20 protein-coding genes are annotated in these 26,973 nt (G+C 45.0%); 4 read left to right on the top strand and 16 right to left on the bottom strand.

Going from position 1 to position 26,973, the window contains the following annotated elements:
• The 9 genes from ONB37_18360 to ONB37_18320 all read right to left on the bottom strand — a co-directional run.
• The coding region (locus tag ONB37_18360; GenBank protein ID MDZ7402126.1) for an HlyD family secretion protein at window positions 1-1,064 on the bottom strand (1,064 nt) is incomplete at its 3' end.
• 6 nt (window positions 1,065-1,070) lie between these two features.
• The gene (locus tag ONB37_18355) at window positions 1,071-1,748 is read right to left on the bottom strand and encodes a DUF4956 domain-containing protein (GenBank protein MDZ7402125.1); all 678 of its coding nucleotides are present in this window, start codon (window positions 1,746-1,748) and stop codon (window positions 1,071-1,073) included.
• Between the two features lie 562 nt (window positions 1,749-2,310).
• Complete coding sequence (locus tag ONB37_18350; protein MDZ7402124.1) at window positions 2,311-4,305, bottom strand: CotH kinase family protein; 1,995 nt, start codon at window positions 4,303-4,305, stop codon at window positions 2,311-2,313.
• 224 nt (window positions 4,306-4,529) lie between these two features.
• Entirely contained in the window at window positions 4,530-5,012 is a 483-nt protein-coding gene (locus ONB37_18345; GenBank protein MDZ7402123.1) for a Spy/CpxP family protein refolding chaperone, read from the bottom strand.
• Window positions 5,013-5,233: 221 nt separating this feature from the next.
• On the bottom strand, window positions 5,234-5,749 hold the full coding sequence (locus tag ONB37_18340; GenBank protein ID MDZ7402122.1) for a hypothetical protein: 516 nt from the start codon (window positions 5,747-5,749) through the stop codon (window positions 5,234-5,236).
• 300 nt (window positions 5,750-6,049) lie between these two features.
• Window positions 6,050-7,312 (bottom strand): TolC family protein, encoded by a 1,263-nt coding sequence (locus ONB37_18335; GenBank protein ID MDZ7402121.1) that lies wholly within the window; start codon window positions 7,310-7,312, stop codon window positions 6,050-6,052.
• A gap of 217 nt (window positions 7,313-7,529) precedes the next feature.
• Entirely contained in the window at window positions 7,530-8,750 is a 1,221-nt protein-coding gene (locus tag ONB37_18330; GenBank protein ID MDZ7402120.1) for an ABC transporter permease, read from the bottom strand.
• Window positions 8,751-9,085: 335 nt separating this feature from the next.
• Entirely contained in the window at window positions 9,086-9,802 is a 717-nt protein-coding gene (locus ONB37_18325; protein ID MDZ7402119.1) for an ABC transporter ATP-binding protein, read from the bottom strand.
• Between the two features lie 430 nt (window positions 9,803-10,232).
• Window positions 10,233-11,474: an efflux RND transporter periplasmic adaptor subunit gene (locus ONB37_18320; protein MDZ7402118.1), complete on the bottom strand. Its 1,242-nt coding sequence runs from the start codon at window positions 11,472-11,474 to the stop codon at window positions 10,233-10,235.
• Between the two features lie 300 nt (window positions 11,475-11,774).
• Between ONB37_18320 and ONB37_18315 the strand changes: the two genes are divergently transcribed.
• The 4 genes from ONB37_18315 (at window position 11,775) to ONB37_18300 (ending at window position 16,449) form a co-directional block, all read left to right on the top strand.
• A complete protein-coding gene (locus ONB37_18315) occupies window positions 11,775-13,133 on the top strand; it encodes a hydroxymethylglutaryl-CoA reductase, degradative (GenBank protein MDZ7402117.1) in 1,359 nt (452 codons plus the stop codon).
• A 317-nt stretch (window positions 13,134-13,450) separates the two neighbouring features.
• Complete coding sequence (mvk, locus tag ONB37_18310; protein MDZ7402116.1) at window positions 13,451-14,395, top strand: mevalonate kinase; 945 nt, start codon at window positions 13,451-13,453, stop codon at window positions 14,393-14,395.
• Between the two features lie 191 nt (window positions 14,396-14,586).
• Entirely contained in the window at window positions 14,587-15,165 is a 579-nt protein-coding gene (locus ONB37_18305; GenBank protein MDZ7402115.1) for a UbiX family flavin prenyltransferase, read from the top strand.
• Between the two features lie 3 nt (window positions 15,166-15,168).
• On the top strand, window positions 15,169-16,449 hold the full coding sequence (locus ONB37_18300; protein ID MDZ7402114.1) for a UbiD family decarboxylase: 1,281 nt from the start codon (window positions 15,169-15,171) through the stop codon (window positions 16,447-16,449).
• 214 nt (window positions 16,450-16,663) lie between these two features.
• Here ONB37_18300 and ONB37_18295 read toward each other — a convergent pair whose 3' ends face one another.
• The 7 genes from ONB37_18295 to ONB37_18265 all read right to left on the bottom strand — a co-directional run bounded on the left by ONB37_18295 (window position 16,664) and on the right by ONB37_18265 (window position 26,842).
• On the bottom strand, window positions 16,664-17,560 hold the full coding sequence (locus ONB37_18295; GenBank protein ID MDZ7402113.1) for an SDR family oxidoreductase: 897 nt from the start codon (window positions 17,558-17,560) through the stop codon (window positions 16,664-16,666).
• 11 nt (window positions 17,561-17,571) lie between these two features.
• A complete protein-coding gene (locus tag ONB37_18290; protein ID MDZ7402112.1) occupies window positions 17,572-19,665 on the bottom strand; it encodes a tetratricopeptide repeat protein in 2,094 nt (697 codons plus the stop codon).
• Window positions 19,666-19,848: 183 nt separating this feature from the next.
• Window positions 19,849-21,138, bottom strand: a complete 1,290-nt coding sequence (locus ONB37_18285) for an outer membrane protein transport protein (protein MDZ7402111.1) — start codon at window positions 21,136-21,138, stop codon at window positions 19,849-19,851.
• 26 nt (window positions 21,139-21,164) lie between these two features.
• Complete coding sequence (locus tag ONB37_18280; GenBank protein MDZ7402110.1) at window positions 21,165-22,250, bottom strand: hypothetical protein; 1,086 nt, start codon at window positions 22,248-22,250, stop codon at window positions 21,165-21,167.
• A 169-nt stretch (window positions 22,251-22,419) separates the two neighbouring features.
• Entirely contained in the window at window positions 22,420-23,895 is a 1,476-nt protein-coding gene (locus ONB37_18275; protein MDZ7402109.1) for a hypothetical protein, read from the bottom strand.
• Complete coding sequence (locus ONB37_18270; GenBank protein ID MDZ7402108.1) at window positions 23,892-25,379, bottom strand: hypothetical protein; 1,488 nt, start codon at window positions 25,377-25,379, stop codon at window positions 23,892-23,894. The genes ONB37_18275 and ONB37_18270 overlap by 4 nt, the downstream gene beginning before the upstream one ends.
• 2 nt (window positions 25,380-25,381) lie before the next feature.
• On the bottom strand, window positions 25,382-26,842 hold the full coding sequence (locus tag ONB37_18265; GenBank protein ID MDZ7402107.1) for a hypothetical protein: 1,461 nt from the start codon (window positions 26,840-26,842) through the stop codon (window positions 25,382-25,384).
• Between the last annotated feature and the right edge of the window lie 131 nt (window positions 26,843-26,973).

Genomic DNA, 26,973 nt, shown 5'->3' with positions numbered 1-26,973 from the left:
TTCACCACCTCGCCAGGGAGCAACTGATGATCCTTTGGCAATTCGACCCGCACTTTGCGGGCCCAGAAAATTTGCCCTCGAAACGACAACCGCTCCGAGGCTCGGGTGAATTCAGGATGGATGAAAGTGACCACGCCCGTTGTGTTATATTTTCGGCTGCGGGAGGAATAAATTTCCGCCGTCATTCCCGCTTGAAGCGTCAGGTTGGATTGCTCGGGAATATAGACATCCAGATACGTTGGCCTGGCCTCTTCCACCGTGATAATGGGCAGAAAGGCATCGATCACATCGCCAGGCCGAGCCAGAATTTCAGTTACAAAGCCATCGCAGGGCGCAATGACGGAGCGCAGATTGATCCGATGCTCGGTCTCTGCAACCAGTCGGCGTAGGGATTCGGCGTATTCCATTTGCTCCCAGAGCAGCGATTCCGCCATGCTATCGATATCAGCGGCGCTGAGCATCTGGCGGGATTTTCGAGTTCTCTCTAATTTTTGAGTTTGAAACGCCAGCTCTTTATTCAACTCGTTGAGATATGTTGCCAGCGCATCCCGCTGCAGCACCAGATCGGCCAGGTCACGGCTATGGCCCAGGCCCGCCTGCTCTGCCTGCTGCAATCGCTCGATCTCGGCATTCAAGCCTGCCAACTCTGTGCTTTTCGAACGAATGAGGGACAGCCGCTCCACCAGATCCGCCGCTTCATTTTCCAACTGCAACGCCATCCGATGGACCTGAATAGAATAGCGATCTCGTTGCGCCCGTTTTAGCCGCTGGAAGCTGGTCAACTCTTCTTGCAGTTGGTCCAGTGTGGTTTTCAGATCTGAGATATCCAGAATGGCCAGAATCTGGTCTTTTTTGACCTCATCCCCGATATTGACCAACAATTGATTGATCCGCCCAGGCTCCTGTACCCCAAGGGGATGTGAACGGCGCTCCACAATGCCGATAAATTTTTTGTTGATGAACCAATTCTGAGTCAAGTAAAAGACGGTTGCCAATGCCGCCAGCCAGAGGATGATATACCAATTGAAATTGTGCGTCTGGCGGAACAGTTTTCGTTTCATCATGTTTTGTTAAACCTCCACCGTCGCTTCTTGATTGGTGTAGGTGATGCCCCGAATCCCATCGATCCGTTCCAGTTGCTGAATGAGGGCGATATTATCGTCAGGATCGGCCAGTTTCACCTGATAGGCGTAATCAACCACCTGTCCCTGAGCCACGCTCCGCATGGCGACTAGCACAAAATTTTTGGTATAATTTTGCATGATCGAAGTTACCTCATTAGCTGCTTGCGGTCCAGTTGGAATTTGAAAGCGCACCAGCCCATCATGTTTGCGGCGAGTGCCAAAGGGCGAAATATACAGCACGAACACGACCAGGCAAAACATCAGCGCTCCAATCACCGCCGTCACATAGCTCTGCACGCCCGATGCCACGCCCACTCCCAGCGAGGCGAACAAGAACACCAGATCCCGTGGATCCCGCAGATTGGTCCGAAACCGAATAATCGCAAGAGAACCGACGATCCCAATGCCTCGGGCGATATTATCCCCAATGGCGATCATCAACAAGCAGGAGACCAGACTCCCCAACACCATACTTTGCACCAATCCTCTCGAATAAGAAAGTCCCTGAAAGGTTCGCTCATAAGTGATGGCTATCAGGCTGGAGAGCAAAAATGCCATCAAAAACGACATCAAAGCGATGGGCCATTCGATCTGCTCGAAGCCGTAGTTTAATAGGGTTTGCATGGGAAAACCTCAATTGAATGAAGCACTATCAAATAAATTACCTGCTACATCCCCCCTGGCCCCCCTTCAAAGGGGGGAAGCTAAGAAGTCCCTCTTTGAAGGGGGATTTAGGGGAATGTTAGTTAGAAGGGAATAAAAAATTTTTAAACAACATTGATTATACTATCATACCTCTCCAACTGATTCAAAAATCAAGAGAAAAAATGATTAATATATGTTGATAATCCAACCATTCTTGTCCCAATCTAATATCTTTTTAATGACAATTCAGTTTTCGGACAAATCTCATGCCAATTTTAGTGACAGTTGTATTGCGCCTTTAAAAGATGTCCATAAATCATTCATTTGATTGTTTACTGATCAACACGAGGCGCTTTTATTGAGGCAACTTTTAACCCCAATCTCCTTGATCAAAGAAATTTCCTCGGAGACTCACCCATCGCAACGATACCTGGTTCGCATGTTTTTACTAGTTCATAAAAAGCTTGTTTATGCTTAAAAGCTACCATAAGAATCTTATCTACGATCAACAAAATATGAACGGATTATGCTACAAGCTAAGCTATTTCAAAAGCAGTGTCTTAATTACTTTTCTTTCAGACCCACTTTGTAAGGTGCAAGAATAAATGCCGGAGGACAACCCTGCCGCTTGCCATTGAAATTTGTGCTCACCAGCAGATAATTTTCCGGCAAAAATCGTCGCTACCTTTTTACCCAGGAGATCGAAAATCTCCAATTTCACTTCAGCCGGCCGAGATAATGAAACGGCAATTATCGTGCTGGTATTGAAGGGATTTGGATAGTTCTGCCGCAGCGCGAAAGAAGACCTATTAGAATTTTCTGACAATACTTCGGTTTGAAGATATTTATCAAGTTGGTTTTTCAGATTTTCATTTCTTCGTTTCGAAAAAGATTTGATCCCTGGCACGGGCATATTCATTTCCACCATGACATCGGTCTCGATATTGGTTAAGAAATTTTGATAGGAATACAGCTTGTTCTTATCCGCCCGCACGTAGGGATCGATCAGCGCTTTAAGCCGATCGGCCATAAGCGCCACCGAATCATTGGAAGCTGGCCCCAGCATCATCTCTTTGATGTAGGACAGATAATTCTGGCGGAGCAATTCGTTTTCGATGATTCTTCGCATCAGCGGCCGCTGGGGTAGATTGGGCACGTTCACGATATCCACGGTGAAAATATTCCAGTTGTTGATATAGCCGCCAAAGGTTTCATTCAAATCCCAGGGGATCATCTGGAATTGGCCTGAGAGCGAATCATCATACAAATAAAAATTCCGTCCCGAGCCTATATAGCTATCAAAATTGGAGAGCACCATATCAAACGCTAACAAGCGGCAGCACTGATCTAGATTCAGACATTTTTCCATCGTGTCCTGAAAAACCGAAGCTGGAGTATTGTTCAGCTTTTCGAGCATGACAAGCAAGCCAGACCAATCGTCCAAATCCTCATTGGTTTTCAATTCCAAGCCAGCTTTATATTTGGACTTATCTGGCCCCAGATAAGCCAAATTGCTGCCTTTGTCAGTGGCTTTGTATAGATTATCCGAATTATTACCAAAATGCCTGGCGAGGAAGGTTTTGTCCACTTGCTCCACTTGCACATAAAATCCGAGAAGTTGCCCGTCGACATAAATATTGGAATAGCATGCCCGAGGTGCTGGGACATATCGCCCGATGATATCATAGCCAATTTTTTCCCGCATGAAGCTAGGGTCTTTGAAGCAGTTGCTGAAATTCAATTCCTTGAGGCCAAACAGGGTCTGGCTTTTTTTATATTTATCAAATTTGAATTTCAGTGGCTTTTTCAGGGTTCGGCGAGAGCCATTGTAAGACGAATTCCCCTTGTAGCGGACTCCAATGCTATCCAATACAAAGCCTTCATAAATCAGTTGGGCAGGCATGTAGAGCTGGCCGTATTCATAATAATAGGCCAAAGAATCACACCAATTTGGGATATAAAAATGCAATTCATAATTATGAACTCGATTATCGTCAAAAACAATCGCGCTGGCATCATCGTCCTGTGAAATTCGATTGGGAGCGCCAGGCGTGGGAGCAGCAAATATTCGCCAATTGAAGCTGCCATCTGGAAATCGACCCAAAGAAATATTGGCTGTTTGTGGACCAAAACTCAAGGTATCGATGGCAATATTTTCAGTTCCCAATTGATAATAAAGCCCCACGAATTCACCTGCTTTATTCAATTTAAAATTGGCATGCAGCCCTGTGGCGTTGCTGTCCTCATCCGCCCAGATGAGCAGGAATGCGCCTGGTGCAATGGGAATGTTGGGAAATGGCCAGCGAGTTGGTTGAAATGGGGTGTCCGTCAAAAAATAATTTGCCAAATTAATTGGGCTTGAACCACCATTGTATATTTCAATCCAATCATCGAATTGATGATCGCTTGGATCCATCCAGCAATTATCGTTCTCGGCCATGAATTCGTTGATGAACAGATATTGTTGCGCCAGTGATTTTGAAGATGAAATTAAATAAGCCATCATGAAAATAACGGCAAAGGATGTGGATTTCATATTCCCATTTTCCCCTAAATTTTTTCCCAACTGATTGAAACAACCCAAGGGATTTTTCTCAAGGGGTAATTGGTCTGATACTGATAATTATTATTTATTCGTATCAGTTCCATCATCCGTGGGGAAAAGAGGCTCAATATATTTTTTGTTGGCCTCAGCAGTCCCATGTTTTTAATAAAAAAATCCTTCCGAAGTTTCTTAACAGTCGGAAGGATTTATCTCGATTATTTTTCCGATTCTGGCTGCGGCACTTCTCCACCTGGCATTGGCGGTCGCAATGGAAGCGGGTGCATGCCGTGTCGTCCCATGCCACCTCTCAAAGCATGCAGATCAAATTTCTTCTGTTGCTCAGGCGTCAGCAAATCCCGTATGGCCCGCTGATGCAGCAATTGCTTGAGCTCGATTTCCGATTCAATTTTTGCCTTCTGCTCGATCAGGTTCTTGACCCTTGTCTGATTGAATTGCTTAGCCACCAATTCTTGTTTCAAATTGGCTTCAATGCCAGGAATTTGAGATCGGAGCGGCATAATTTCCTTTTCTAATTTTAGCTCCAGATCTCGAATCTTGGCTTCTTGCTCATCGGTAAGATCAAGCATGGCCTTTCGTTCTTGTTTCTTAAGCATGAGGCGATCAGGACGCTGAGCCAACAGCCCAGTTGCAACCACCAAGCTGGCAACTAGGACACTAAAAATGATTTTTCTTCTCATTGCTTTTCCCTTTCTCGTGATTAACTTATGATGTTTTGTTTTATTAATATAGTTTTTCACCTGCAGGCTAAACCCAACAATGATGTAATTCGATGATTAGACAGCAGAATTTGAGGTTTTATTCCCGCCCGAAAAAAAATGGAGTCCTTCCGCTAACTGCCGAATGGGCTCCATTTCGTTTAGGTCTTGGAATGCCAAGTCAAATTTCAACAACCGCAGCGCTATTTCTTCCCTTCAACCTTCTCATAAACCGCCTTACTGGTCCGTTCCCCAATGGGCGTGGAACGGGTGGTCTCGACCGTCAGCACGTTTTTATCCAGCGACCACTTTTCCGTGGATTCCATGGTGAAATCCCGGTCGCCTCGGGACATCTTCATGGTGGATTGGATAATCAGTGTTTTTCCATCCTTGGACCAGTTGACCGTGGACTCTCGGGTGCCCCAATTGGTCTCGTTCTTACATTTTTTGCCATCCAGCGTGTAGGTGGACTTGTCTGTAACGTCCTGTCCTTCTCGATTTTTGCGAAAGACTTCAACGATCAGTTGGTTCTCTTTTTGCTCGACGATCATTTTGGATGGCGCCAACGGGCCTCGTCGGCCGCCAGGACCTTCGGGCTGATCGCTTTTGGCAGCGTTCAGCTTCCACTCGCCTGAGAAATTGGGCTTGGTTTCTTGAGCAGTAACGACAAAAGCGCTCATTAGCAAAACTACTACTGTAAACAATGCGATGAATCTCATGGCTGGTTCCTTTCAAATTATTAGAATGATAGGTTAATAACTTTTTTGAATAATAAAAATTTTTTTGACCACAGAATCGGAACTCCCACAGAAAAGAATCTGGACAATGCTTTGGTGGTTGTTCCAATTCTGTGGTCGGAATATTAGCTTTTTAGCCAGGGTTTACCTGGATTTAGATAGATGCTTTTGCAATATAGTTAAACACCTGACCATCAAATTAATTGCGGCTTGTGGGACAGGATGTCATCCTGTCCCATAAGAACCCAACAACTCCCTTATGGGACAGGATGCCATCCTGTCCTACAATTGTGCTAACAATTGCTTGATCTGGGATTCGATAATTTTTCTGGAATATTTATCCTTCACCAAGCTACTTTGCGATTGCAGCAGGGAGGCCTGGGCATTCATCTGATCCAAAATGGTGCTGGCGCCCACGGCATAGCGGGCCGTCACCAGTTCAAGATCTCGTTTCGATGACTCGACATTTTTCTCATCTATTTTAATCAAATTGTTATAGGTTTGCAGGCTGGTGTACAAATTGGTCAATTGGGCCATCAGCTCCCGTTCCTTCGCCTCCAGATCAATCTTTGCTTTCTCCAAATTCAAGCGCTCTTTTTGCACATTTAGGCTTTTATTGAATCCAGTGAAAAGATCGAGGCTGGCTCGGAGTCCGACCTGATTGGAAACCAATGGGTCATTATTAGCCCATCGGCCGCTTCTCGAATGGCTGTAATAACCAGAGAGCGAGGGCAGATACGCCTCTCGGGCAATCCTCAAAGCAATCTCCTGTGATTTAAAACTTTGCTTCAGTGCTTGATACTCCCGATTGTTTTCCAGCAAAAGTTTTTTGGCCATCTCCAATTCAGGGATGTCGACATCTTGAGCAGCGATATATTCGACTTCAAATTCGATGTTGGGGGAGCGTCCCATGGTGATATTCAATGATCGTTTATAATTTTGCAGTCGCTCCAGTTCCGAAAGCAACATCGCTTCGAAATCGCCTTTTTGGACTTCGGCTTTCAGAACATCGGATTCAGTTTTGGCGCCAAGCTTGTACATCGTCCTGATCTTCTCAAGATTCTCGGCGGCCAAGCGAATGTTGTCTTCGTAAACCGAGATCAAAGCGTACGATGTCAAAATCTGGAAATAATAGTTTTCCACCGCCAGCCGAATCTGGGACTTCAAATCTTCATTGGAAATTTGAGAGATTCTCTCATTCACTTTCGATAACTGAACAAAGGAATACATCCCTGGCCGATAAAGGCTCTGATCCACTGATCCCTGGACGCTCCATTGCGATTGCCAGTCAGAACCAGGCAGGTTATTATTGCTGCTCGAAGTGCCAGCGCTCACGCCCACCGACGGGAACAGATTGGAATAAGATTGCCTGGTCGAAAGATGCGCCTGTTCGACGGAAATTCCGCTCTGCTGAAGTGAAGGATTATTTTTCCATGCCAACTGGATGCATTCGGCCAAGGTCAATTTTTCGCTCGCCTGTTGGGCCACAGCCAGATCGATGATTGACAAGATTATTATCAAAGTAAAATTCATTTTCCATTTCATATTCATTGTCCTCATTCAAAAAATAACAAATCCCAAAAATCAAATCACAAATAATATTCAAGTCTCAAATTCAAAATTTCAAACAGAGTGGCATCGAGCTTTTGCGGTACAAACCAGCTTTGTGGTAGAAACCTGGTTTGCTCATGTTTGTTTGATTCATTGGCATTTTGAAATTGAAATTTATTTGAGATTTGTTTTTTGTGTATTGGAATTTTCTCTATTCATATCTCAACGCTTCAATCGGGTTCAACATGGCTGCCTTTCTGGCAGGATAGAATCCAAAAAATACCCCGACGATGGCTGAGAACGAAAACGCCAGCAATACCGTTGCAGGGTAAATCTGCGGCGTAAAGGTTGTAAATTTCCGCATCAGAAAAGTAACGACAAATGCCAGCAGTGTGCCGATGATGCCGCCGATCAGGCTTAATACGATCGACTCGGACAGAAATTGCGTGAGGATGTCGCTGCTGCGGGCGCCGACTGCCAAACGAATCCCAATTTCCCTGGTGCGCTCGGTCACCGAAACGAGCATGATGTTCATGATACCAATGCCACCGACGATCAACGACACCGCCGCAATCGAGCCTAACAAAATCGTCAGCGTTTTGGATGTTGAGGAAGCCATGCTGATAATATCTGCCTGATTGCGGATGTCAAAGTCATTATCCTCTCCTTCCTGCAGCCGATGCGCCGCTCGCATGATGGTGGTCAATTCCGTTTGCGCTGCATAAATTTGATCTTTGGAAATAGCGCTCACATAGATCATGTCGATATATTGACCACCTTTGAGGCGATAGAGCACGGTTTTAGATGGAGCGAGCACGACATCATCCTGGTCGCCGCCCATGCCGCTCTGACCCTTCTCTTTCAAAACACCGATCACGGTAAATGGTGTCTTGTTGATCCGTATCTGTTCGCCAACAGGGTCCTGGTCGCCGAATAATTCCTCGGCAACGGTCTTGCCCAGCACTGCCACCTTTTTGCTGGAGCGCTCATCCCGCTCGGTGAACATCTCGCCCGATTTGAGTTCATAATTGCGGATGTAGAGATAATCGGGGCTGACGCCGTAGATCGAAGTGTTCCAGTTTTTCCCACCACCGATCACCTGACCTCCCGAGCGAACCATGGGAGAGATCGCTTTGATGAGCGTGGCCTGCTCCTTAATTTTCTCTACATCATCAAAAGTGAGGCGATTGAAACTCCCAGCGCCTAAATTCACGCCTCCCCTAACGGTGAAGCTGGGGCGAATCATTAACATATCGGTGCCCAGCGACGTGATCTGCGCCTGAATTCGTGCCGAGGCTCCTTTGCCGATGGCGATCATCACGATCACTGAAGCTACACCGATGATAATGCCCAACGCCGTCAAAATACTGCGCAGCTTGTTTTTCAAAATGCTATTGAAAGCGGCTTTCAATAAATTTGATATTCTTAACATTTCTTGTTTCCTTTTCAATTGTCATTATTTCCGATCATAATTGGGTAATTGGGTAACTGGGTAATTAGGTAACTGGGTAATAGGGTAATTGGCGTTTGAACGAAAACTCTAGTTTTGTCAGTCCGATCCGCCAACTGGCGGAGAGGAATCTGGGTAATGCTCTAATTTATTCGGATATCCAGATTCCTCGCCTCCGCTCGGAATGACAAATTTTATTGGTTTCCGTTCAGGCTCTAATGTACGTAAGTAGCATGTTTGCCCATTCGCCTAATTACCCAATTGCCTAATTACCTAATTACCCAATTGCCAAACCACCTAATCACCCAATCGCCTAATTACCCATTGACCAAATCCTCCCTCGCATTCCGCCTGTTTTGAATAGCGCTATCGTCCAAAATCAGGCCATCCCGCATGGTCACAATCCGCTTGGCATATTCGGAAATATCTTTCTCATGCGTAACAAGAATAATGGTGATGCCCTGCTCGTTCAGCTCTTGAAATAGCGCCATAATATCATAAGAGGTCTTGGTGTCCAGATTGCCCGTCGGCTCATCGGCGAGGATGAGCGACGGCTGAGTTACCAGCGCTCGGGCGATTGCCACTCGCTGCTGCTGTCCGCCCGACAGTTGATTGGGCTCGTGATAGAGCCGATCACCCAGACCAACTCGCTCCAGCGCCTCAATGGCTGCCTTCTTTGGATTGGCGACTCGCTTGGTGCGATCATAAAACAGCGGCAGCTCCACATTTTCCAGCGCCGATGTGCGGGACAGCAAATTGAATCCCTGAAACACAAACCCGATCTTCTGATTGCGAATGTCGGCGTATTCATTTTTGCTCAATTGATTCACATTAATCCCATCCAGAAAATAATCGCCCGACGTAGGTTGATCTAAACAGCCGAGCAAATTCATCAATGTTGATTTGCCCGAACCTGATGCGCCCATGATGGCCAGAAACTCGCCAGGCGCCACCGCCAGATTGATCCCCCTTAGCGCCTGCACCGCCACATCGCCCATCTGGTAGGTCTTGGTTAATTGTTTTGTCTCTATGATTTTTTCCATCTTTTCTTTCCTTGGTTTTGCTGTGGAATAGAATCCTGCAAAATAATGGACATTTGCAAATTAGAAAAATTTGTCATCCCGAGCGAAGCGAGAAATCTGGCTCGTTAGTTGATTCCATAAGAAACATAGATTCCTCACTCCGCTGCGCTTCGTTCGGAATGACAGTAACATTCTAATTTTGCAGGAGGCTATTGCATTATCTCTCTATGAATTCATTTTCCAATTTCCTAATTAGATTCTGTTGCAAAAATGAAAATCAAAAGAAACGTTGTCCTTCCTGCGAATGCAGGAATCTCTTTTCTAACTGATGATTCAGTTAACCAAAGAGTGAGATGCCTGCATGCGCAGGCATGACAATTTATCCTGTTTTGATAATTGTGCAACAAGAACTAATTAGCCAGTTACCTAATTGCCCAATTACCTAAAACGGCCTCGGCGGCCCGAAATTCCGTTGCGTCGAACTGGTGGTTTTCTTCTCATTCCCTCCCGTCAGACCAACGATCACCTGCATCCCCTCTTTCAGATCACGGCTCATCACCACCTCGGTCAATTTGCCGTCGGTGATGCCCGCCTTGAACGGGGCCATGACCAACTTGTTATTTTCATCCAGATACCACACCGTGCCCGCATCTTTAGGCCGAGCTTGCCTTGAATTCGGCCCGCCCATTCTGGGCATTTTATTTTTCACAGAGTCAGGTGCCGATTCGAATCGTTTCTTCGCCTCATTGAAAAATGCCTGCATCATCTGTTCCGACGGCTGAAACCGCAATGCCGCATTGGGAACCAGCAGCACATTCTTTCTTTCCTCAACAATAAAATCAACTGTGGCGGTCATCCCAGGCAATAATAAATTTTCATTATTAGCTGCATCGATTACGACCGTATAATTAACCACATTTTGGATAGTCGTCGGTTGTAGGCGAATCTGTCGCACCGTACCATGAAACGTCTTGTCAGGGTAAGCTTGTACCGTAAATGTCACCCGCTGCCCTGTCTTGATCATACCGATGTCGCTCTCATCAACTTGGGCGTGAATTTCCATTTTGGAAAGATCTTCAGCGATGATAAATAGCACCGGCGCTTGGAAGCTGGCGGCCACCGTCTGTCCCTCTTCCACGTTCCGTTGAATAACTGTCCCATTGATGGGCGAGTGAATAAACGCATATTTCAAATTCCGCTGAGCCCGCTCGAAGGCAGCCTGGGCAGAAGTCAGATTTGCCTTTTGGGTTTTCAATTGAATTTTAATCGGCAGAAACTCCGCCTCTGAAATCAACCCTTTTTCGAATAGGGGCAAATTGCGGTTATAATCGGCTTGTGCCTGTTCCAGCATCGCCTTTGCCTTTTCCAGATTGGCCTGGGCGTCCATCAATGCTGTTTTTAGCAGCACGGTATCGAGAACGGCTAACAGTTGTCCCTTCTTCACTTGATCATTAAAATCCACATATAATTTGTCAATAATTCCTGACACTTGAGTGCCGACTTCCACCGTGCTCACTGCATTGATCGTCCCCGTGCTGGAGACCGTGTTGATCAGATCACCCCGAGTGATTTTATCGAAGATGAATTTGCCATTGGTGGTCTTGCTGCTGACGGCATTGAAGATGATCAATCCTGTTGCCACGACCAAAACGATGATTCCGATTGAATACAAGATTTTTTTCATGATGTGTTGCCTTTCAATTTTTAATATTATTTCTCGAACAAATTTTACAATAGCTATACTGAATTTTTTTGTTCGTTAGTTAGACAATTTAGAGTTGGATTTGATTCCCTAAGGCGAAAAGATTTTTTAATGAATCCAAAAGCCGAAAATCCTATGCTTTTTCAACTGGCATTACCAGGCATATAATAGCGTTGTCTTAATTATCTCTTGCATTTTGAATTTTTATTTTTTATCTTTACGCATTTATAAAATCCAAAAGTCGAAAATTCAATCAGTCACTTTATTCAAAGGTATGAAGCCATGGAGAAAAACGCTAAAAAGCTGACCGATATGAAAGCTATCTCAGTGAATGGCAAGAGCTCGAGATTCCCAGGTTTCTATAAACATGACCTTTCTTTTCGTTTGGACCTGCTGGAACAATGGTACCCGCTGACAACAAAAGAGAAATGGATGCTAAAAAGGGAGACGCTCACTCCCGAATTAGCGGATATCATGGTGGAAAACGCTATCGGAGTTTTTGGACTGCCATTGGGCGTAGCTGTGAATCTCAAATTAAACGATCGCGATTATATTGTGCCGATGGCTGTTGAGGAATCCTCGGTGATTGCAGCGCTGAGCAATTCAGCGCGGTTGGTTCGAGATCATGGCAAGATAACCGCAGAAGCCTCCGAGCCGATCATGTTCAGTCAGGTACAATTGGTCGATGTCAAGCATCCTCAAAAGGCCAAAAGGCGAATTTTGGCAAAGAAAGAAGATCTGTTACGGGTTGCCAATGAACAGGATCCAGTATTGGTTGAGCTCGGCGGCGGAGCGAAGGATATTGAAGTCCGAATTATTAATTCACTCAGCGGTCCAATGGTGATCGTGCATATCATTGTAGATTGCCGCGATGCCATGGGGGCAAATGTTGTTAACACCATGGCCGAAACTTTAGCCCCAATCTTGGCGGAATTGGCCGAAGGGGATGCGATCTGCAAGATCGTTTCCAACTTGTCGGATCGCCGTATGGTTCATGTTCGGATGGAAATCGCCGTCGAAGCGCTGGCCAGAGCAGGGTTCTCGGGCGAGCAGGCAGCCGATCGGATCGTAAAAGCCTATCATTTTGCAGAGGCGGATCCGTATCGAGCAGCCACGCACAATAAAGGGATCATGAATGGAATTGATCCGATTTTGATTGCGACTGGAAACGATTGGCGAGCTTGCGAAGCAGGTGCTCATGCTTACGCAGCGCGCTCGGGCAAATATAAACCACTCAGCAAATTTTATCGCGATGATTCGGGCAAATTGATCGGCGAGATGGATATTCCCATGGCGTTGGGCATCGTCGGAGGGGTGACATCGATTCATCCAGGAGTCAAAATTTTGCTGAAGCTCATGAAGGTCCAAACCAGTAAACAATTGGCCGAACTGGCAGCAGCAGCAGGCCTGCTTCAGAATTTCACCGCCGTCTGGACCTTAGCGACCGAGGGGATTCAGAAAGGACACATGACGCTGCACGCCCGAAATGTTGCAGTTTTTGCGGGTGCAATCGGTGAAATGGCAATTAAAGTGGCCAATCAGATGGCCCATGAAGGCCGCGTTCGCTATGATCGGGCGAAACAAATTTTGAAAAGCCTTCTTATCCGTGAAAAAGAAGAGCAAGAAAAACAAAAGAAGTAATTTGATTTAGTTGTGAAATTAAATAGCTTTTTTCTGGAAATCTCAGTTTAGAATTCTCCAAAATATTTCAAGATATTGTTGTGATACGGTGATCGCAAACATCCCAAAAATTGTTAGCTATTGAAACAAAACACACTGCCGCAGCTAAAGAGAATTTCTTTAATGTTTTTGATGTGCAAATTCAGCAAGAGTCTAATTGCTTTACCTGCAAAAGATAAAAAATGTTCGATCGTCTTGTGAGTCTTTAGAGAGTCGTTTGACTTTGGGGCACAAGCTATTTATTTTAACAGCCAACGCCATCATTAGGTGAAAAAATTATGATCTCAACGCATGGCTCTGCTTCAGCCAAAGTTATTCTATTTGGTGAACATGCAGTGGTATATGGTCAGCCAGCCGTGGCGATCCCGATTCAGGATGTTCGAGCTTCTGCGGCGGTTTCGATCGATGCATCTGTTACGAAACCAGTCATCGAAGCCAAAGATTTGAAAATCGAGGTAACGCTGGGCAATGCCCCTTATCCCGAGGCTGTCCTTCCTATTATTAAAGTCATTGAGTTGATCGATGAAAAAATCGTGAAGCTGCCCAAATCTGGCTGGAGATTAACCATTTGGTCAAAAATACCGATCGGTCGCGGACTGGGAAGCAGTGCAGCTATAAGCATTGCCATCATTCGTGCGCTCACTAAAGCAATGATGAAATTTCTTTCTCCGAAGGATTTGATCAAATATTCATTCGAGTTGGAAAAGATCCATCATGGAACGCCGAGCGGTATCGATAATACGGTTATCTCATTGGAGAAGCCAATCTTGTTCCGTAAGGATCATGAGCCTGCGGCCATTCCGCCGTCAAGCATGTTTTTTGTTGTCGGCGACACCGGGGTGAGCAAAAAGACCAGCGAAATTGTCGCTCAGGTTGCTGAGGCCCGAGCAAAGAACCCAGAGCAATATGATCACATTTTTAGCCAGATCGGGACCATCGCCCGACAGGGATCTTTAGCGCTAAAAGAAGGCGATGTCAAACGAGTTGGAAAATTGATGAATGAAAATCAAATTCTGCTCCAACGCATCGATGTTTCCTCGCCCGAATTGGAGAATCTGATTGACGCTGCCAAAGTAAAGGGGGCACTAGGTGCAAAACTTTGTGGCGCTGGAAAAGGTGGCTGCATGGTTGCCGTTGCTCAGGACGGAATTACCGCCAACAATATCGCGAGTGAGCTCCTGAAAGCTGGCGCAGTACGAAGCTTCACGACCAAATTGAAATAATGACTGCCCAATATGGGACGAATATGGCGGACGTGATGCCTCAACTCCGAGTCCTTATTTGCAATCAATCGGCGATAAATTCCAGAACGAAACGGTATAAAAATTGGCCCGTCATCTGCATTTTTAATCGGAGCGGATTAGGCTGGTTCTCCTTTTAACTCGAACCATTTCAGCTTTGGAAAAAATCTCAAGTGATCGATCAGAAAAAGACAGTCGTGGTGGCTGTGACAGGTGCAAGCGGAGTCGTTGTTGGGCTCCGACTGATGGAGCAACTTCGAGATCATGACATTTCGGTGATCGGAATCGTGAGCCACCATGCAATCCGAGTGATTGAACATGAATTAGGCAGCGATTATGCTATGCCTCAAGGTATCGAGTTCTACGACGAATCCGATGCCTCGGCGCCAATCAATAGCAGTTCCCATCCAGCGGCAAGCATGATAATCGCCCCCTGTTCGATGAAAACATTATCGGCGATCGCCCATGGTTATACCGCTAACTTGATCACTCGTGCTGCCGATAATCAATTGCGTACCGGTCGGCAGCTCATTTTGGCCCCACGAGAAACACCGCTTTCTATCGCACATCTGGAAAATATGCTCATCTTGAAACGAGCTGGGGCTATCATTTTTCCGCTCATGATTGCTTATTATCATCATCCAAACACCATAACCGACATAACCGATTTTCTGGTAGGCAAAATTCTTGATCTTTTAAACATCCCCAACGACCTTTATCAGCGATGGGGATCAATTCCAATTAAGGATTGAGATATGATGGATTTTCGCCAGTGGCTCGCACGACAGGAGCAGCTCGGAGCGCTTCATCACATCACGGAGCCTGCCTCGCCATATCTTCAAGTGAGTCATCAACTCATCGAGCTCGAACCAAAGCCAGTTATTTTTGACGATGTTTCAGGTTATCGGGTGGCCGGCAATATTTTTTGTTCCCGTGATCAATTCGCAGAATGCCTTCAAATCCCAAAAGCGGGTTTTCTGTCGCAGCTCTCTCGGAGATTAACTCATCATGAAGCAAAGGTCATCGATCGCCAAGCGATTTATGGCGATCACGAGCTCCCCGCCGTGGATCTTCGTCAATTACCCATCCTATTTCATTATCCAGGAGATGGAGGGCACTATATTACTTCAGCGGTGTGGATTGTGCATGATCCATTATATGGCCGCAATCTCTCCTATCATCGGATGATGGTATTCAACGAGCGTCAGGGTAGTGTTCGAGTGGTGGAAAATCGAGGAATGTCTCAAGCTTTGGCGCATACGAATGGCAAAGCAACAGTAGCGATTTGTATTAGCCCTCCACCTGCTGTTTCGCTGGCAGCTTCTTTTTCGCCACCCTATCAGGTCGATGAAATGGAATTAGCTGGCAAATTGGATACTATTGAATTGGCCAATTGCAAGACGATTGATATAAAAGTGCCTGTGAATTGTGAAATGGTATTAGAGGGCCATTTTACTGGACAAATGGCAGAGGAAGGACCATTTGTGGATATCACTGGCACATGGGATGTCGTTCGGCGTCAGCCAGTGGTAGAAATTACTCGGATCGCCTATCGGGAGCAGCCTGTTTATCATGCGCTAGTCCCTGGACGTTCCGAGCATAAGATTTTAATGGGTATGCCCAAAGAATTGGATATTTTTCAGGGGGTCAATCAGGTATGCATTTGCCAAGATGTGCACATCACCTCGGGCGGTTGTTCGTGGCTTCATGCGGTGGTTCAAATCAAAAAACAAAGCGCGGACGACGGTAGAAAAGCATTAGAAGCTGCTTTTCAGGCCCATCGCTCACTGAAACATTGTGTCGTGGTGGATGAGGACATTGACATTTATGATATTCATGATGTAGAATGGGCGATCGCCACGCGGTTTCAAGCTGACCGAGATCTGATCATAATGACGGATCAGCCGTCTAGTTCGCTCGATCCTTCTGCCACCCATATCGAAGGGCAGAAAAGCCGCGGTGCGAAGTTAGGTTTAGATGCGACAATCAAAAAAACTGGGCAAGAGAAGAAACTGTTTAAGCGAGTGAAGTTCTAAAGCTCATAGCTGAAGTGAATTCTGTTTCGTCATTTACACCTGGTCTGGTTCATCCGATCAAAGCGATTTGTTCTTTTGAATAGCAGTGATGTCAATGATTCTCAACTTTTTTAGATTATCCCGCTGCTTCATTGCTGAAAATCGGATGAGTCCTTCATTGACTTTTCGGTTCAGGGTATCTAAAATCTAAGATTCTCAAATCGACTCTCCATACCTATCTCCCGATCCACTGGTGTGTCGCTTTAATTTTCGCTAATCCTTCATCACAATTCAATAGCTTTACTTTTAAAATTTGTTTTGCCAAGTTGACGTTCAACGAGACATCCTGCGGCCGGAACGCGGCAAAGGCAATGGCAAACATGGACTTTTTTTCAATGTATTGAACTGGCAGGCGTAGCGCCTGGCAGGCTCTCCATCCCAATTCCCAACGGCTGATCCGCTCACTCCCTCCCAGATGGAGAATGCCGATAAATGGATGCTCGACCAATTCCAGCAATGCCTCGGCCAAATTTTCAACCAAAATGGGGCTACGAAATTGATCATCAAATAAGGTCACTTTTTCTGCATTTGTCAATTTCAGAACCATTTGATGAAAAAAACTTGTGGTACGAGAAATACCAATTCCATAGACCAACGCCACTCGGGCAACGACATAGCTACCCTGACTGGCAATCACAGCAGTTTCAGCAGCAGCCTTAGTTTGGGAATAATGGCTAATCGGATTTGGCACATCGGTCTCACTATAATTGCCTTTGGTTCCGTCGAAAACCATATCCGTGGAGGTGAAAATGAGTCGAGCGCCATTTTGGCTTGCCCAGCTCGCTATCGCTTCGGTCGCCTTCAAATTCACCAATACTGCACGATTTGGGTCGCGTTCGCATTGGTCAGGATTGGCAATGGCAGCAGTGTGAATGATAGCATCGGGGGCAATCTCATCCAGAAGCGGCTTTATTTTGTTGACATTCGCTAGATCGAATTGATGCGCGAATATTTCATCCCCCACGAAATGGGATTGATGGTATAATCCATGTACTTCATATTTCGCTCGAGCGCATTGCAACAAATGCTCGCCAACAAAACCAGTCGCGCCCGTGATTAACAGTCTCCGCATTTGATCCTCATTCATTCAATTTTCCAAAAAACTCCTTCGCGCTGCACCGAATCGCCTGTGATTAAATCGGTCGCGATGAGCGTTAGCTTCAGCGTTCCTTTGAGTTGATTCGGCACTACAATTGTCAGGTGCTGTCGTTCATTTGGTTCATTCCCTGAATATTCATACATCGAAGCCACATGGCTTAACGGCCTTTTAAGCCCCAAACCAGATAAAATTCGGCCCGCGATGCCTTCGCCAGCATGATGCGGACTTATCCGATATTCGACTCGAAACCGCATCTCGCCATTTTGATCTTGTTGGAGATGATATAGTTCGTAATAAATGGCAAGCGGCTCATCCGATCTATATATCCTCATCGGGTTCGGGAGGATCTGAAAATCGGATCGATGAAGATGCTGAATCGAAGATGGCCCCTTTATCTCGCTGGCAAATAAAATTTCGCTCATCTGAAATCGCTGCGACGAAAAATGCTCCACTTTTAATTGGCGACGAATTTGAGAGAGACGTCCTGAGTGCACATCCTCAAATTCAAACGCGAGGACGTAATTTCCAGGTTGCACAACTAAGGTTTCATGATCTCCGTACCAAAGCTTTCCAGCAATCTGTCGGATTTCATCTGGTTGAAATGACAATTCGCGCCGGTTTTGGAGCACAGGGTTCCATTGATCATCAAAAAGAAACACACCATGTCGGAGTTTGAACCGATTGGCCACAGGGCGCAACGGTTGAATCGGGAGCGCAAAGCATAATTCTAGCTCCGTTTTCTCACCTGCGCCCCAAAAAGCCACTGGATCCAAACGCACATCCAGTCGTTCGGTATCGGGAACGAATTCATATAGCTCCGGCATCTTCGCAATCAACCGTTCAAATTTGATTTTATCATCTTCATTCTGCCCATATCCCCAAGCAAAAGCGTAATGATCGGACAAAAATCGGTCCTCAAAAATAAAATCAAATCCAGGATATGTCCATATCTCTCTGGAATGATGCAATGGATTCATGCCGATGTTGCTGGTTGAGCCAATAAACGGTCGGGTTCGATATATTGTGAGAGGGAAACCATAGCGAATGAGTACCTTACCCTGATCAGTTTGCCAACCTTCAAGGTGTGCATCCGGATTTGAAAATCGTAAGTTGGCATAAGCCATGCGTCTCAAGTGCTCCATCTGGCGTTCATTGAATTCGGTTAAAAAGAATGGGTCCTGGCTAACCCAGTATGATCGCCGAAATTGTGCTTGTTCCTCAGCAGACATGGTGAGATATTGGCGTCGTTGTCTGAGTGGTAAGACAGACTCAACTGCCTGTAACAACTCGAGTTCGTCAGGAGACATGAGCGATCGAGCCTTTTGATAGGCCTGTGCTGCCTGGTGATAATTTTTAACTGTTTGATGTGCAAAGCCAAGAAACAGAAAGCAATTCTTATTATCTGGGATGATTCGAATAGCGCTCTCTAATAATTCGATCATTCGAAAATAGTCTTGAAATTCAAAATAAAGCATAGCTAATCTGTAGTAGGGCTCGGGACTTTTGGGTTGAATGGAGATTGCCTTTTGGTAATAATGAATTGCCAGCTCTTTGGCGCGCTCTGCAAACGAGCTCATTGGAATTATCACATTGCTTGCTTCGTCCACGCTGATCATATTTTTGTATCGCAACGCTTCCGCTTCTTTAATCTGAGCGAGGTGATAATAAGCCATGTAATTGCGGGGGTCCAATTCGAGAATTCGCTCGAAGTTTTTAGCCGCAATTCCTGAAAAACCTTTTTTGAGATTCAACAAGGCTTCGTTCAACCGAAATTCGATGTTTCCCGGTTCCAATTTTATCGCTTGCTCAAGCTCTGTGGTTGCCTTGAATCGGCCTTCAACAGTTCCTTTGTTCATATAAATTAAGGCGAGCTGGTTGTGGGCTTTAGCGAATTTGGGGCAGAGCTTTATCGCGGTTTTCAACTGGGTAATAGCCTGCGCTTCGTTGCCCTGATTGAACGAAACTAAAGCTTGTTGGTAATATTGTTCAGCCAGGCTAATTTTGTCTCCATCCGTTCCAGATGCGAGACGATAAGAAATTAACAAGACAATGAATAGCCAGCGCAATTTTTGCTTCATCTTCCAAGGCATTGTCTCACTAAGCGGATCATGATGTTTTGGGTCAAAAAAAATCTCTGCCACCAATAGCAGTAGCAGAGATGAATTTTGCGGTGAGATTTTGAACTCACTATGAACACTCAAAACTGAAGGAAAACCATTCTCCCTGAAGCTGAAAACCGTTTTCGCTTAAGGAAAAACTAATCAGAATCGAATCGACATCGTGGCGAAAAATTTATCGAAACTGATCTTTTCATCCACCGCTGGTAGCTCAGGAGAGAAATAGGAATCCTCCCGTTGCCACCAACCACGGACCCAGGCAAAATCGATCTTGACCTGTTTATCTAGCAATATTCCAGCCCCAGCGGTGAGATAATTTCGATCGGCTTTGGGAGAAGCATTTACCAAAGGTGAAGGCTGCCGAATTAATCCAGCACGAAGCTGGGTGTCGATCAGTGGAATCGTAAACTCGCCACCGAGGCGATAAGTTGTAGTTGCCCGAAAGTCCTTCTTGAAATCGAGGTTCTTATGAAATTGATCTCCCACTGGAGGCTCGGAAGTATATCGGGTTTGCGACCAATCGTTATATTCGACATCAGCAGATAGAACGATATTGGGCAAAAGGGTAAACGCTGCACCGGCTGCAAACACAAACGGGGATCGCAAACCGTAGTCCCAAGCGCCATCGTCACCATCCTGGAAATTCTCATCTGGATAATCTGAATCGCCAGTCTGTTTCACCGATTGTTTCCATTGCTCTTTGGAATCCAATGAAACTGGTGTGGCAATGGTAGCGCCAAATCGCAGGAAACTGGTCATTTTGTATAATGCTGCAAGCTTAAAATTGACCGCTTGATGCTTTGTAATGATTTGCTGGACATAGTTATATTCATCAAAGGTATATAAATTGTCCTCGTCTTTTTCGAAATAGTTGTAGAGGTAATCGTCTTTGCCGCGCCACAAATTCACCGCTGCGCCAAGAGAAAGGTTCCGAGTGACTTCGATGGCACCAGCAAAAACCCAATTGTTCAGTCCGCCTTCTTCCAATTCAGTGTAGTTTTGCCGCACCCCTAAGCTATCGACCCTCTGAACAAACGAAAAGCCTGCGTCGAAACTTCTCACTTGATTGTAGCCGATAGCAAATACAAGGCTTCCTTGATAAGTTGGAATTGGGAAAGCAAATCCAATAGAGTTCAATTTTGTTTTAGTGGTTCGATCGGTATTAGAGATCCCAGCGAAGCTGGCTTGATTCGAAAATTTGAGATGCGATAAGGAAGTGAACAACTCCATACGGCGCAATTGGGTCAAACCAGCGGGATTCCATAATGTCGCCGAATAATCATCCGAAATGGCCAAATAGGCACTTCCCATAGAAAGTGCCCGACCACCAACACCAGAAGCATCCCCAAGAAAAAAAGCTTCAGTTTGGGCGTAATTTTTGGGCGCAGCGACTAATATCAGCAACGAAATAATTACGAATATCCGATTTTTCATTTCATGACTCCATAGAAGATTCACTTTTATTTTCTCGAGGTTCGGGATGGACCAGAACCAGAGCTGCTGCTCCTACTGCTGGTATTAGAACCAGAGCTCGACGTGCTTGGTGGCGTCGATCGTGGGGAACTATATCCGCTGCTCGAGCTGCCTCGCGGCGTATAAGTAGGTGCTGCGGGTTTATAAATATGCGGACTTCCAGATTGATTAGGACGCGAGATATAATTCGATTTCTGGCCAGATGAGCGGGAAGAGCGTTTAGGTTGCGAGGTGCTATTATCGGGTGACTTCGGCGTAGTTCTCGGTGCCCGTTCAATATTGGGTTTTGGCTCTGATCGCGGCACGCGTGGTGGCTGATCTGTCACTCGAGGTTGGCGAATTTTTGGTTGTGACTGAGACGATGGAGTAGTTTTGCCATCGTCGACGGTTTCATTTGCTCTGATCTTCTCTCGGCTTCTTTGCTGATCAACATCATTTTTGGGTCGGGGCACTCGACTTGGCGCTGGAATGGTTGTGCGATCTTCTCGTGATGGAATACCAAAGCTTTGCCGTGGTCGCTCAATCCGAGTTTCTGTCGCGGGCTTAGCCAGCGAAGTTCGCGAATCAGAAGATTGATCGCTGCGACCTATAGCGCCAAAGCTGCGTCGCTCAAAAGGCCGTTTCGCATAATGTCGCGGTTTATAAGAACTCCACCCTCCACCAAACCAATAATAGGAATCATAGTATCGATAATGCCCCCAGCCCCAATAATTGTAGTGATAGATCCCTATATACCAACCTGGCGTCCACCAAGGACCATAGGGGTTCCACCAGTAATCGGGGTACGGCCCGAGGTAAACCCAACGGTGGGGATAATAGGTCCAGTACCAGGGATCATAAAAAGTATATCCGTAGAACGGATAGTAGTTGTAAATGTAAACATCTCGGGTTTCATTTGAGGATGTACCTTCATCCTGATAATACTCATCCTTTTCCCCCTCAGACGGCTGCTGATAATCATCCGTTGTGGCGACTCTCGGACGTGAAAGCTGAGTATAGCAACCCGAGAAAATTAAACAAACCATGACCAAAAAACCAGTGGTCAAAAGCATCGATTTCATTGTCCGTGTCATCTGCACACCTCTTTTGCTTAAAAATTGATCGGCAGCAGTGATTTAATTTTTGGCTAAACATCCATTATTATTTCAGCCATTATTTTAGACGTCACAACAGACAAAAAGTTCATCAATTTTTGGAAAGTGTTTCAGTGGGGAAATTTGCATAAATGGTCAAAGGAGGACATTATTGCTGATTTTGCAATTCCCTAATCTGCTTATAGATAATGGCCGCTTCCGCAAGGTATCCAGGTCCCATTTTTCTCAGTGCGCTCAATTTAATCTCTAACGCAGTCAACATCTCATCTCTCAACAACCTCGGGGGTTGTTGTAATACACGATCAATAATTTCCAGAGTGAGTTTTGGATCATGCCTGTTTAGCTTGGCCAATTCGAGATCACATTTATAGTTTCCTGACCAATCGAGTCTTGCGCCTTGCTCTAGGTATTTCTGAGCCTGCTTGTAATCAGAAGATTGAATAAATTCCATCCCCAGATGGTAATGCATGACACCGCAATCTTCAATATAAGTGCTATAGGCTGCCTGGACATCAGGAGAAGCGGTCGGTAAGCGATAATTCTTCACCACTCTCAACATTCGTTCACAAGCTTCTTGTTTTCGATCAAGAAATTTAAATTCCAACTGTGCAATGCGCCATTCAATTTCATCAATAGCGGTGGGATCTTTTAATTCGTTTTTCAGTTTCTCAAACCGTACAACTGCGTCTTCATACTTCTTTTTTTGGATCAGCTCTAAGATATTATTTTTTTCCTCAGCAGCTCTGATATTACCATTATCCCAGGTCAGCCAGTCCTCATACTGTTCGGCTAACTTCCTCTTCTCCCCGGAGACTGCCTTTTCTTTTGCCTTCTTCAACATTGCCAATGCTTCCGTAGCCTTGTACATACGCGCTAAGCATACTGCCTGAGAATAAAGGTAGTCAAAATGGAGTTCATATTTCATGGAATCGGTCTCAGGCAGCTCATGTAACACACTATCAATGACAAAATTAGTGGCGAGCAAGATTCTCTCAGCCATGACGTAATTGTCCAAGGCGTTTTGCCAATTCTTGAGTCGAAAATGGCATTCGGCCAATTTCGCAAAAATATAATGCTCACCTTTTTCGAGCTTGAGGATTTCTTCGAATACAGCAATCGCTCTTTCTAATTGAAGGTTTGATTTTTCAACATCAGCCCATAAAATATAGGTATGCGCTAACGCCTCCTTGGAAGCCAATGAGAAAGGATTTAGTCGTGTGGATTGCAAAAGATTGCCTTCAGCAAATTGTAATTCGTTTCTAATTTGCTTAAGCATGTTCTCCTTCCTATCATTGGAACCGCTATCTGCCGATGCATCCATTTCGCAGGCAATAGTATCTGGTTGCATTCTTTTAAATCGCTGGTACAACGAGTCTGCTCGTTCGAGGGCTTCCAAAGAGCTGTTTAGCAACCTTTCGGACTTTTGACTGCTTTGATAATCGACAAATAGAAATTTGATAATTGAATCAGAACGCGCGACAGTGAGGCTATCCACGCCTTGAGGATGATCAGGGGTCCTGACAAAAACGCTCAGATTGACGTTCGTGCTCCGACAAGAACCGAGGGTCATCGCACATAGCAGAGAAATCAATATTGAAGACCAATGTTGGATGATCGCTTTCATAATTCGTTCTTAGTAATATTTTTCAGGTTCACCCAATCTTGGAAATATTTATTGGCATTATCAAACTCCCCCATTCGTTTATATGAAATTGCTAAAAGCTGGTACAATGATCTGATTTTCGCCTGAGATAGCTGGCTCATGAAATCCAACGCGCGTAGACTTAGTCGAATCGCTTCAGCAGGATGATCGCGCGAGAGGTGGGCTAATTGATAAAAACAATCGCCTTGATGATCCCATTCAATCTGCGAGGACTGGTTGAAATAAATATAAGCTAATCGAAATTCATGTCGGTTTAAATAATCTATTCCAACCGAATAGCACATCGCAGCGTAATCTTTCAAATAGATTTCGTGGAGCTTTTCTTTTACCGGGTTCTTGTGAATCGATTGAATAACCAGGAAGAGCCGAGCTAACGCTTCATTCTTCCGACCCAAAACATTGTATTCAATGGAGGCAATTTTCCAATTAATTTCATTTTTCGCTCGGTCAGAGCGAAGCAACTTCAATAAGTCAAGGTATTGAGCCCGCGCCTCCCTGAAGCGATTGTCAGCTTCCAGACGCCTAATTTGGTCTCTGATTTCTGAGGCACGAATATTTCCATCATCCCAATTGATCCAGTCCAATATAAGCTGCAATTGCCGTTTGGTCTCGTGCGAATTGGTCAACTGCATCGCTCGACTGAGCACTGCAATAGCGCCATTGGAATCATATGATCGCATCTTTGCCTCACCTTGCCGATGCAGGTAGTATACTAGGCGCGTTGTATCCAATGCTCCAGTGGATGGTAATTCAAATAGTTTGACTGAATTTAATACACGCTCAGCTTCATGAAAACATTGATATGAATTCGCCCAATCATTCAAAGCAAAATAGCATTCACCTAATTTTTCGTAGATATAAGGGTTGCTTTTATCAATTAGAAGCAATCGTTTTAATTCCTCGATAGCATGGGTATAATACTCGTGACCATGAGTGAGCTCACCCTGTTTCATATAAATTTTTATCAGCAAGCCTCGGATTTCCAGGTTGAATGGATCAAGCAACTTGCCTCGATAGGTGATCTGGCTGGCAGAATCGAGCACTGTTAAAACGATCTGCTGCAAACGATGAGGCTTATATTCCTCACGCAGTTTTAATGGTCCCTCCTTGCTCAGGGCCTGGTTGATCCAGTTCTCATAAATTTGAAAGAACGTCCTCTCGTTTGGTGATGGATTTTGGATGCAGCTCTGCAAAGACTCTGCTGCAGCAAAAGTACGCAGCCCTCTATCCAGCAATTGCTTTGCTTGGTTTTGTCTCTCAAAATCCACTCCGACTTTTTTTGAGTAATCAATCGCCTTTTTTACCACTGAACTATCAGTGCCAGGATAGCTATGGATAATTTCTCGCGTCGATCCACTTTGCGGTGATGGAACTATTCGTTTTTGGCTGGCACAGCCAGCAATAATAAGTGTCAAAATGAAAATTTGGACAAGTTTGATCTGCATCGTTAATCCGCTGTTTCAGCATTCATCTTATCAAACCACATTTTTGCCTCTTCAAACAATCCCTGCCGCTTATAGGCCGAATACAACAAGTAATAGAGATTCTTCCGTTCCTCTTTGGTCAAGTGCTCTTCATAAATTAGTGCTTCTTGGGCATAGTTAATGACCGCTTGATTATCATATTCCGACAGCCGTGCTAATTGATAATAGCTTTTGCCAACCTGATTCCACCAAAATCCCACTGATTGAAACAAATAAATCAATGCTTTGTGGTGTTGGTGCTGCCGAAGAAAATCGATCGCCATGAGATAGCACATCGAGCCATAGTCATTCAAATAGTTCTGATCAGGTTTGTTCAAGGCTTTTCGGGTGGTATCCAGTGGGACTTGTTTAACGATATCGAACATCCGTTGTAGCGCTTGTTCGCGCTGATTCAGAAATTTAAACTCCAACTGGGCGATGCGCCAATTTACGTCATTTTGGGCGCGACGGGTCTTTACTTTACTCAAAAGATCGAGATATCCCTGATGAATAGAAGAATAATCGCCGTTCATGGTATTGAATTTCGCATTTAGGGAATCCCATTTTCGCGACGCATCTACATTGCAACTATCCCAATTGATCCAATCGATCATCTTTTGCGTTTCATCCGCATCTTGCTCTGTCGGCGCAATAATCATCGCATAGCTAAATGACAACAGCGCATCAGTTGCCCTATTTAATTGAAGTTGGGCGTTGCCCCTTAAGCAATAACAGTCAAAAAGGTCCCGTTTATCAATATTAGGTTCATCTTCCAACATCAGATTGATCGAGGCGACACTATTCGACAGCGCCTTATCCCAATTACCGATAGTGAAATACTTTTCAGCCAGCTTATGATAAATTTTTGGATCATCGTGCAGAATATAGGTCAAATATTCTATCATTGTAATGGAGCGGATCATGTTGTTGCAATTACTATGAAGCTCAGCTAAATTTTGATAGATCCAGATCAAATAATTTTGAGTTCGAATATCAAAGGGATTAAATTTAAACGATGTTTCAAAATACGTTCGTGCTCTTTCAAAAAGCAGGATCGCCCTAACTTTTATTTTTTGAACTGACAGAGAATCTTGTTGTGAGTGATTCAAATCATTAAGCAAATTGAAACCCTCTCTGGCAAGACTTACACCTTTGGCAAAATTTTTGGAGGCATTTATGGTATCCACCTTTGCGATGACAAGTTGCGAATCTTGCATCGCACGCCATCGGTGCCATAAGGTATCGCTCAAAGCCATTCGGTTGATCTCGCGGATGGTGTCCTCTATCACTTCGCGGTCACTTCTCGGACCAGGACGATTATCGGTTCGAGGGATGGGATAAGTTTGTAATCCCAAATTTTCCGAAGCATTGACCAAATCTAATACCAAAACAGCACAAACAACGGTCAAGAACGCCTGGCTGAATAACTTCTTTAAAGCTCCCATGATGCAGTCCCCTGGTTGCGTGTTCGATGGTTCAAATTGAATCAACTAATTGATGAAGCTGAGGACGAGGTGACACTCCTCACCAGATAAATTCACATCACATAATTTTGGTTCGGGAATTGATTAGGGGA

It is taken from the genome of candidate division KSB1 bacterium (assembly GCA_034506395.1).
GTDB lineage: Bacteria > Zhuqueibacterota > Zhuqueibacteria > Thermofontimicrobiales > Thermofontimicrobiaceae > Thermofontimicrobium.
This window is presented reverse-complemented; position numbering and strand designations above follow the sequence as displayed.